The 9,353-nt window shown below is 61.7% G+C and carries 11 protein-coding genes; 9 read left to right on the top strand and 2 right to left on the bottom strand.

Translation table 11 applies throughout. From position 1 onward, the window contains the following. The 5 genes from CCR96_RS10680 to CCR96_RS10660 form a co-directional block, all read left to right on the top strand. Positions 1–344, top strand: a 344-nt coding sequence (locus CCR96_RS10680; RefSeq protein WP_201215731.1) for an IS66 family transposase, incomplete at its 5' end; no start/stop codon positions are given. Between the two features lie 70 nt (positions 345–414). Then, complete coding sequence (locus tag CCR96_RS10675; protein ID WP_201220111.1) at positions 415–1,134, top strand: AAA family ATPase; 720 nt, start codon at positions 415–417, stop codon at positions 1,132–1,134. Between the two features lie 135 nt (positions 1,135–1,269). After that, positions 1,270–1,428 (top strand): hypothetical protein, encoded by a 159-nt coding sequence (locus CCR96_RS10670; RefSeq protein ID WP_201220110.1) that lies wholly within the window; start codon positions 1,270–1,272, stop codon positions 1,426–1,428. Positions 1,429–1,502: 74 nt separating this feature from the next. Next, positions 1,503–1,748 carry a CopG family antitoxin gene (locus CCR96_RS10665; RefSeq protein ID WP_201220109.1) on the top strand — a complete coding sequence of 82 codons (246 nt, stop codon included), beginning with the start codon at positions 1,503–1,505 and terminating at the stop codon, positions 1,746–1,748. Then, entirely contained in the window at positions 1,745–2,071 is a 327-nt protein-coding gene (locus tag CCR96_RS10660; RefSeq protein ID WP_242518907.1) for a hypothetical protein, read from the top strand. The genes CCR96_RS10665 and CCR96_RS10660 overlap by 4 nt, the downstream gene beginning before the upstream one ends. 367 nt (positions 2,072–2,438) lie before the next feature. Here the strand turns inward: CCR96_RS10660 and gatA are convergent, their stop codons facing one another. Next, positions 2,439–3,911 carry an Asp-tRNA(Asn)/Glu-tRNA(Gln) amidotransferase subunit GatA gene (gatA, locus tag CCR96_RS10655; RefSeq protein ID WP_420827263.1) on the bottom strand — a complete coding sequence of 491 codons (1,473 nt, stop codon included), beginning with the start codon at positions 3,909–3,911 and terminating at the stop codon, positions 2,439–2,441. A gap of 5 nt (positions 3,912–3,916) precedes the next feature. Next, complete coding sequence (gene gatC / locus CCR96_RS10650; RefSeq protein WP_201220108.1) at positions 3,917–4,204, bottom strand: Asp-tRNA(Asn)/Glu-tRNA(Gln) amidotransferase subunit GatC; 288 nt, start codon at positions 4,202–4,204, stop codon at positions 3,917–3,919. Positions 4,205–4,864: 660 nt separating this feature from the next. On the opposite strand from gatC, the gene CCR96_RS10645 reads away from it, so the two are divergent. The 4 genes from CCR96_RS10645 to mrdA all read left to right on the top strand — a co-directional run bounded on the left by CCR96_RS10645 (position 4,865) and on the right by mrdA (position 9,329). Continuing rightward, positions 4,865–5,911: a rod shape-determining protein gene (locus tag CCR96_RS10645; protein WP_201220107.1), complete on the top strand. Its 1,047-nt coding sequence runs from the start codon at positions 4,865–4,867 to the stop codon at positions 5,909–5,911. 48 nt (positions 5,912–5,959) lie between these two features. After that, positions 5,960–6,886, top strand: coding sequence for a rod shape-determining protein MreC (mreC, locus tag CCR96_RS10640; protein WP_201220117.1), 927 nt, complete (start codon positions 5,960–5,962; stop codon positions 6,884–6,886). Then, positions 6,883–7,368 (top strand): rod shape-determining protein MreD, encoded by a 486-nt coding sequence (gene mreD, locus CCR96_RS10635; protein WP_201220106.1) that lies wholly within the window; start codon positions 6,883–6,885, stop codon positions 7,366–7,368. The genes mreC and mreD overlap by 4 nt, the downstream gene beginning before the upstream one ends. 83 nt (positions 7,369–7,451) lie before the next feature. Then, positions 7,452–9,329, top strand: coding sequence for a penicillin-binding protein 2 (mrdA, locus tag CCR96_RS10630; RefSeq protein ID WP_201220105.1), 1,878 nt, complete (start codon positions 7,452–7,454; stop codon positions 9,327–9,329). Positions 9,330–9,353: the final 24 nt, after the last annotated feature.

Below are 9,353 nucleotides of genomic sequence, written 5' to 3'. Positions count from 1 at the left end.
TCACCCAGAAGACCTCCTTTGCCGCCCTCAACCAGACCTTGAAGCGGCTACATCGCCACCAGAGCGAGCTGCTACTGGTCTTGTTGCGCCCCGATATCCCGCTGCACACCAACGGCAGTGAGAACGATATCCGCGGTTACGTCAAATGGCGCAAGATCAGCGGCGGAACCCGCAGTGACCTCGGGCGACGATGCCGCGATACCTTTGCCAGTTTGAAGAAGACCTGCCGCAAGTTGGGCCTCTCTTTTTGGGAGTATCTCAACGATCGCATTGAGCAGACCGGCACGATTCCGCCGTTGCCGGACATCGTCCGTGAGCGCGCGGCGGCCGCGGGCGTGCCGTGACTTATTGAGAAGTTACCAGCTGCAGGTCTGGATGAAGAGCGCGACCTTGGCCGCTTTACAGGAGCAACAGATGCCAGAGACCTATGCTGGGCAAGCCATCGGCGCGCAGCTCAAGGCGATCCAGTCAACGGTTGAAGGTGTCCTAAAGCCCTTGGGCTGGAGTCATCTGCACTACAGTTTTTCGCATGACGAGCTGGCCATGCATCAGGCCGACAGCGGCATCCTGCCGGTCAGTTTACTCAGCGATGGGGTGCGTGCCTTGGTCTCGCTGGTCGCCGATCTCGCTTGGCGCTGCGTTAAGCTGAACCCGCACCTGAGCATGGCGGCGCCGGCTGAAACGCCCGGTCTGGTCCTGATCGACGAGGTCGAGATGCACCTTCATCCGGCCTGGCAACAGCAGATGATCGCCACCTTACGCGGCGCCTTTCCGCGCATCCAATTCATCGTCACCACGCACAGCCCCCAGGTATTGACCACCGTGCGGCGGGAATGCATCCGTCTGCTTGGTTTCCGCGATCGGGGCATCGCCGTTGCCACAGAGCCCAAAGCCTTCTCTTACGGCGAGCCGAGTCAGGACGTCTTGCAAGCCGTCATGCAGGTTGATCCGCAGCCACCGGTACCCGAAAAGGCCCTGCTCGAGGAGCTGACCGAATTGGTCGACCAGGGGTATTTTCGAAGCGAGCGCGCTTGTGAGCTGATCGAGATGCTCAAGCAGCGCATCAACCCATATCATCCACAAATTCAGAAGATCGAGCGCAGCATCCGCCGGCAGGAGGCGCTGCAACGGTGAGAATGATCCGCAAGGAAGGCGAGGGCACCCATCCGTTAACGCGGGCGCATCAACAACCGCCGCTCGATGCGGACGCGGCGCAGCGACGCTGGAGGGCCTTTAAGCATAAAGAGCGCTTGACGGAGATTCTGCAGGATGAGCAGTACGGACTCTGCGCTTATCTTGCAGGATTTGGCCGCCCTCTATCTCTTGCCGCGTCGCCAGCGGCTCGATCCCTTTTTCACTGCTAGCCGGCAACGTTTTGGCGTGATTGCGGAGCACCTGTTGGCGATGGACGCGCCGATGCTGGTTTGAATCACGCTGGCGAGTTCGGCTTTGGGATGGCCACAGGAAAAGAAGCAGCTGATTCACCTGTTTGGAGATAGCACATGAAACACCTACCCAACACCGACTCAATCTCGGAGCTTGCTGCGTTTTGGCAAGCACACGACCTGACCGATTTCGACGACGAGCTTGAAGAAGTCACAGCCCCCGTGTTTCAACAAGTAGACCGATTTCAAGTGCGTCTTTCCACCCGCGACGCCCGCGCGCTACGCTCCAAGGCGCGCCAAGCTCAGCTGTCAGAGGGAGAGCTACTCTCACAATGGGCGCACGAACGCATCGGTGAAGTATGAGCCTCAAACCCTGGCGCGAGATCGCCCGCCCGCACAAGGATGTCCTGCACGGCACCTTCAAGCAGTCCGAATTCGCCGCCGACATCTCCCAGGTCGCCAACGGCACCGCGCCGCCCGAGTACCAAGACGCCGAGGCCTTCTTCGCCCGCACCTTCATCACCGAGGGCATGCGTCTGCTGCTGATCTCGGTCGCCCAGCGCCTCGCCGGACAGGGCGGCGATCCGGTGATCCAGCTACAGACCGCCTTAAGTGGCGGCAAGACCCACACCATGCTCGCGGTCTACCACCTGGCCACCCGCGCCAAGTTGGCATCGAGGCACTGAAAGCGGTCCCCAACGCCCTGCTGCTCGCCTCGCTGCCCGAATCCGATCTCGAGATCAGCGGCAGCATGGATCAGGCGGCACCGATGGCTCAGGTTCCGGTGGCACGGGGAGCACGACCGGGTTCGATGAGAACCTGCAGCGGGTGATCAAGGAAAACTGCAGCGCGTTGAAGTTTGGCCCTGCGGGGTTTGAAAGGGAGTAGCGTGATCAGGATTCCGTCGACGGCAAAGCAAGCAGCAGGGATTGATCAACGGGGACAGAGCAAGACTAGGTCGCTGCAACCACCTGATCACGCCTTGCGGCCTTGGCCTGATAGCGCAGGGTTTCGGCGTGCGCGAGCAGTTCGTCGGGTCCCCCAACCTCGGTCTCAGGCAGTGGTCAGGTTGGGCATCGCTCGATGCCAATCGGTCGCCTGCTGCAATCGGTGGGCGATGTTGAGCAGGCGTCCTTCTTGGAAGACGTCGCCGATCAGCTGCAGCCCGACGGGCATGCCATCGGCCGGTGCGACCGGGATCGACAGACCTGGCAAGCCGGCTAGATTGGTGGCGATGGTATAGATATCGTTCAGATACATCGCGACCGGATCATTGGATTTGGCACCGAGCACAAAGGCCGTGCTCGGGGTGGTGGGCCCCATGATGACATCGACCTGCTCGAAGGCGCGGCGGAAGTCGTCGCTGATCAGATGCCGCAGCTGCTGCGCTTTGAGGTAATAGGCGTCGTAGTAGCCGGCGGAGAGCACATAGGTGCCGATCATGATGCGGCGCTTGACCTCGGCGCCAAAGCCTTCGGCACGGCTGCGCTTGTAGAGATCCTCGAGATCCTTCGGGGCCTCGCAGCGATGGCCGTAGCGCACACCATCGAAGCGGGCGAGGTTGGATGAACATTCGGCCGGCGCGACCACATAGTAGACCGGGACCGATAGGGGCGCATTCGGCAGGCTGATCTCGCGCACGCTGGCGCCGAGCGCTTCGTACTCCTTGATCGCGGCCTCGATCGAGGTGGCGACAGCGGAATCGAGCCCTTCGCCGAAGTATTCCTTCGGGAGGCCGATCTTTAGTCCCGCGATCTCGTCATCAAGCTGAGCGGCATAGTTCGGTACTGTCGAATTGGCGCTGGTCGAATCGCGCTCGTCAAAGCCGGCCATGGCTTGCAGCACCAGCGCGGCATCGGCGGCGCTACGGGCAAAGACCCCGGCCTGATCTAGGCTCGAGGCGAAGGCGATCATGCCCCAGCGCGAGCAGCGGCCGTAGGTCGGCTTGATGCCGGTGACGCCGCAGAAGGCCGCCGGCTGGCGGATTGAGCCGCCGGTGTCGGTGCCGGTGGCGGCGACGCAGAGTCCAGCCGCGACGGCTGCAGCCGAGCCACCGGAAGAGCCGCCGGGAACCCGCTCGAGATCCCAGGGGTTGTGCACGGGGCCGAAGAAGCTGGTCTCGTTGGATGAGCCCATCGCGAACTCATCCATGTTGGTCTTGCCCAGCATCGGCATGCCAGCGGCCTGTAGGCGCTCGACGACGGTCGCGTTATAGGGCGCGACGAAGTTGTCGAGCATGCGCGAGCCGCAGCTGGTTTTGACCCCATTGGTGCAGAAGATGTCCTTATGGGCGATCGGGAGGCCGGTCAGCGGCCCGGCGGTGCTAGCGGCGAGCTGCTGATCGGCACGCTCGGCGGCGGCCAGTGCCAGCTCAGCGGTGACCGTGATGTAGGCGTTGAGCTTGGCATCGAGCTGCTCGATGCGACTGAGGTAGTGCTCGGTCAGCTCGCGCGCTGAGAACTCGCGCGCGCGCAGCGCAGCGCCGAGCGCGCAGACGGATCGATCATGCAACGGTTGATCAGGCATCGGTGTCACTCAATCACCTTCGGCACCAGGTAGAGTCCGTCCTCGGTCTGCGGCGCGATCTGTTGGAACTGGTCACGGTTTTCCCTCTCGGTGACCTGGTCGGGGCGCAGTCGCTGCGCCATGTGCAGCGGATGCGCCATGGGCTCGACGCCGGTGGTGTCGATGGCGCTCATCTGCTCGACGAGGTTGAGAATACTGCTGAGTTCGGTGCTAAAGTGATCGCGTTCAACGTCGCTGATGGCGAGTCGGGCGAGATGCGCGATCTTGGCAACGTCGCTGGTGTCGAGGGCCATGATGGAAATTAAGCCGGTTTGAGGTCTATGGGGTCGAAGTCTCGGATGTCAGGCTGAGCCGGGTCAACGCGGCATGGACGCTTGTGAGACGGACGCTCGCGAGACAGACGTTTCATGGTCCGGGCTGGCGACACAGGCGCGACCGTTAACGGGCCTCTCACGCGCTTCTCCGATGTGCTGCATGGTTTGAGGTCGCGCGGCGCCCTGTGCCTTAGGTTCAGCTTTCGCCGTCAAATTACCACAAGCAGCTGGGCCCGGGCAGCCGAGCGCGGCCGAAATACCTGGCCCCATGTGGTTGGGTTTGGCCTCTCGGATAGGAGGTTGCTCGTGCGGGAGGTCGATGATCCGCTTGCTCGGTGCAAGCTCCGTTGCTAGATTAGCGGTCGTTTATGTCGCCGAAATTGCCGACAATAAGCGACAATGTCTATCTCGAGAATCGCGCCGTCGCGGCTGGGCGATGTGGAACAGCGTTGCCAAAGCCAACCGACACGGCATGCTTCGGGTTCGAGCCATTGGACTCGATCAGCATACCGCCGGCGCCGAGATTTCCCTAAATTAACGGCCCCGATGCGACGATCCGATGCCGCCCGTTCAGCGGCGCCTTCATTTCACGCGCCGTCGTCGGGCGTATGCAGCTGATAACGCTGGAGTGAGCTACCGATGTTCCTGAGACGTATCCGAGGGCTGTTCTCGAACGATCTATCGATCGACCTCGGAACCGCTAACACGCTGATCTATGCTCGTGGGCAGGGCATCGTGCTCGATGAGCCGTCGGTGGTGGCGATTCGCCAAGATCAGGATGGGGGCCGCAAGTCGGTTGCCGCGGTTGGTGAAGAGGCCAAGCAGATGCGGGGGCGAACGCCGCAGAACATCATGGCAATCCGGCCTCTCAAGGATGGTGTGATCGCCGACTTTACCGTGACCGAGAAGATGCTGCAGTGGTTCATTCACAAGGTGCACGAATCCCGCCTGATTCGACCCAGTCCACGTGTCCTGGTCTGCGTGCCCTGTGGCTCGACTCAGGTCGAGCGACGGGCGATCAAGGAATCCGCCTATGGCGCCGGCGCGCGCGAGGTCTATCTGATCGAAGAGCCCATGGCGGCGGCGATTGGTGCTGGACTTCCGGTCGATGAGCCGCAGGGCTCGATGGTGTTGGACATCGGCGGTGGAACTTCTGAGGTGGCTGTGATCTCGCTCAACGGGATTGTGTTCTCGAGTTCGGCGCGCATTGGTGGCGATACCTTCGATGACAGCATCATCAACTACGTCCGTCGCAATTACGGAACCTTCATTGGTGAGGCTACGGCCGAGCGCATCAAGCACGAGATCGGCACCGCCTTTCCAGGTGAAGAGGTGCTCGAAATCGAGGTGCGAGGTCGCAATCTAGCTGAAGGGATGCCACGCAGCTTTACTCTAAACAGCAATGAGATCTTGGAGGCCTTACAAGAGCCGCTGCATAGCATCGTCAGTGCGGTGAAGAATGCGCTTGAGCAAACGCCACCTGAGCTAGGTGCTGATGTCGCTGAACGGGGCATCGTGCTCACTGGCGGTGGCGCCTTACTGCGCGATCTCGATCGGTTGATCTCGGAGGAAACCGGGCTGCCGGTCGTGGTGGCCGAACATCCGCTGACTTGCGTTGCGCGTGGAGGCGGCAAGGCGCTTGAGATGATGGACCGACGCGGGCTCGAGGTCTTCTCGGTCGAGTGATGCTGTCCTGTTGCCGGTGAGTGTCGAGTCAACGCGGAGAGTCGTCCTATCAACGCGCTGTTCCATCATGGCCCCTCACCGCTATGGCGGTTATTGATCGCGGTCGTGTGCGCGTTTGCGCTCATGATTGCTGATGCGCAAGAGCGTCATCTCGGCTGGTTGCGCTCGACTCTCACCGTGGCTGTCTATCCCCTGCAATGGCTTGCAGCTCAACCGAGTCGGCTGGCCCGCGACTTCGACTCCAAATTCGCGACCGGGGCCGATCTGCGCGAACGCAACAGCTTGTTGGAGAGTGAAAACCTGGCGTTACGAGGCCAGATGCAGCGGTTTTTGGCGCTGCAGGCTGAAAACAGTCGGCTACGCGACTTGCTCGGCTCTTCGTTCAAGGTCAGTGATCGTGTGTTGGTCGCTGAGCTGCTGCAGGTCGAGCTCGATCCTTATCGACAGCAGGTCTTGGTTGACAAAGGCACGGTCTCGGGCGTCTATGTAGGCCAGCCCGTCCTTGATGCGAATGCCGTGATGGGGCAGGTGGTGGTGGCCAACCCGCTCACCGCGACGGTCCTGCTGATCACCGATGCCGACCATGCCTTGCCGGTGCAGATCAATCGCAACGGGCTGCGCACCATCGCCACTGGCACTGGTCGGGTCAATCAGTTGCGTCTCCACCATTTGCCGAAGAATGCCGATGTGCGCGTGGGCGATCTCCTCGTCACCTCTGGGATGGGCGGCGTTTTTCCAGCCGGCTATCCCGTCGCGCAGATCGTCGAGGTGGCCGATGATCCGAACAGCCCTTTCGCCACTGTGCAAGCAGTGCCAACGGCGCGTCTGGATCGCAGCCATGAAGTCCTTCTCGTCTGGACCCTTGATTCGGCTGCTGCGCCTGGGGAGCCGGTGCAGGGATTCGGTGATCGTGCGCAGCCGGCGGATGCCGCCGACGCTGCTGACGCCGCAGCTGCGGCGGATAATCGCTCATGAGTGTTTTGTCACGCCCTGTCCTGTTCTTGCTCTTTACGTTGGTCGCGGCGCTGACGCTCACCATCCTACCCATGCCGAGCTGGGCGAGCGATTTCCGCCCGCAGTGGGTGACCTTGATTCTGATCTACTGGTGCCTGGTTCGACCGAACCGTATCGGTGTCTTTTCCGGTTTTTCGCTCGGCATTGCGCAAGATCTGGTGTCCGGCGCGCTGCTCGGCGAGCATGCGCTGTCGCTTTCGGTGGTTGCCTATTTGGCCGGCGAGCTGCACCGACGTATTCGTGCCTTTCCGCTGTCGCAGCAAGCGGTGGCAGTCTGGCTATTGTTGTTGATCGAGCGTTTGCTCTCGCTGTGGATCTTGGGTGCAACGGGTCAGCCAACGCCGACTCTGGCGTATTGGCTACCGACCTTGGTCGGCCTGCTGCTCTGGCCCTGGTTCAGCCTGTTGCTCGACCGGCTGCGGCTGTCGGCGCGGTTAGCCTGAAGCCCTGCTAACGTGAAACGAGCGCTTTCTATTGTGAGCAGCGCCGCGTGCTGAAGTGCGCACGCCTCTGCTGAGTCGAGACGATGCTGGAAACGATGTTTGAGGACCGTCGCGGGGAGAAACGCCTGTTTCGGGGGCGGGCCATCCTGCTGGCGGTGTTGGTGGTGCTCAGTCTGGCACTGATTGCAGCGCGGTTATTTCAGTTGCAGGTCGTGCGGCATGAGCACTTTACGACACTCTCGGACGATAATCGCATCAAGATTCAGCCCATGCCGCCGACGCGGGGGTTGATCTACGACCGCAACGGCGTGCTCTTGGCGGATAACGTGCCCTCTTATGCGCTCACCATCGAGCCAGAGAAGGTCGAGGATATCGACGCAACCATTGCTGAGTTGTCTGAGCTGGTGCCGATCTCGGAACTCGATCTGGAGCGCTTCGAGCGACTCTTGCCGCAACGTCGGCGTTTCGAAGGGGTGCCGATCAGGCTCGACCTCAACCATGTTGAGCGTGCCCGGTTTGCGGTTCAAGGCCATCGCTTTCCTGGCGTTGAAATCGCCGCTGAGCTGTCGCGTTATTATCCTGAAGGCGCCTATACGAGCCATCTCGTGGGCTATGTAGGGCGTATCAACGAGCAGGAACTGGAGCAAATCGACCGCTCGGACTATGCCGGCAGCAACCATATCGGTAAGGTCGGGGTCGAGAAGTACCACGAGCAATGGTTGCATGGCCATGTCGGTTACCAACAGGCCGTGGTCAATGCGCGCGGGCGCGTGCTCGAGCGGCGTGAGCAGAAGACGCCGGTACCGGGGCGTGATCTGCATCTGTTCCTCGATATGGACCTGCAGCGCGATGCTGCCGCCGCATTGGGTGACCGCCGGGGTGCGGTGGTTGCCATCGATCCAGAGACGGGGGGCGTGCTGGCGATGGTCAGCTCGCCACGCTACGACCCCAATCCGTTCGTTGGCGGCATCGGGTACAAGGCCTATGCGGAACTGCGCGATGACATCGATCGGCCGCTCTATGATCGCGCCGTGCGCGGCCAATATCCACCGGGGTCGACCGTCAAGCCCTTCATCGCGCTGGCGGGCCTGGCGACGGGTGTGACCACGGCTAGCCAAGGCAAGTACTGCGGTGGTTACTTTCAGCTGCCCGGACATTCGCACCGCTACCGGTGTTGGCGGCGCGGCGGGCATGGCAGCCTGGCGATGGAGGATGCGATCGTCCAGTCCTGCGATGTCTACTTCTATCGTCTCGCGCACGACATGGGGATCGACCGTCTTGATGACCTATTGGCCGAGTTCAATTTCGGCCGCCCAACCGGTGCTGATATTGCCGGCGAGCTGGGTGGACTGCTGCCTTCGCCGGAATGGAAGCAGCGTGTCCGCAATCGTCCTTGGTTCCCCGGCGAGACGCTCATCGTTGGCATTGGGCAAGGCGCCTTTCTGGCAACGCCGTTGCAGCTTGCCGCGGCGACGGCTGCGATTGCCAATGGCGGCACGTTCATCCAACCGCGTATCGTGAGTGCGACGCGCGCTAGCCTCGGTGCACCCTTGGAGCCGACCCAGGCCCAGCGCCGGCCAATACCGGATCAGGACCCGGCGCATTGGCAGACCATCCTCGATGCGATGACCAATGTGGTCGAGGGCCGACGTGGTACGGCGGGCCGCATTCGCACCGATGCCTATCGCATCGCCGGCAAGACCGGTACCTCACAGGTCTTCACGGTTGGGCAGAACGAGACCTATAACGAGGCCGAGGTCGCGGAGCGCATGCGCGACCATGCCTTGTTCGTCGGCTTTGCGCCGATCGAGGAGCCGCGTATCGCGGTGGCTGTGATCGTCGAGAATGGCGGCCATGGAGGTGCGACAGCTGCGCCAATCGCGCGGGCGGTCATGGATAGCTGGCTGCTCGATCAACGCGTGCAGGTTGCGGATGATGCGGACGATGGCAACAGCCCTTGACGATCAACCTTAGCCATGTCTAAA

The organism is Halochromatium roseum (assembly GCF_016653315.1).
Taxonomy (GTDB): Bacteria; Pseudomonadota; Gammaproteobacteria; order Chromatiales; family Chromatiaceae; genus Lamprobacter; species Lamprobacter roseus.
This window is presented reverse-complemented; position numbering and strand designations above follow the sequence as displayed.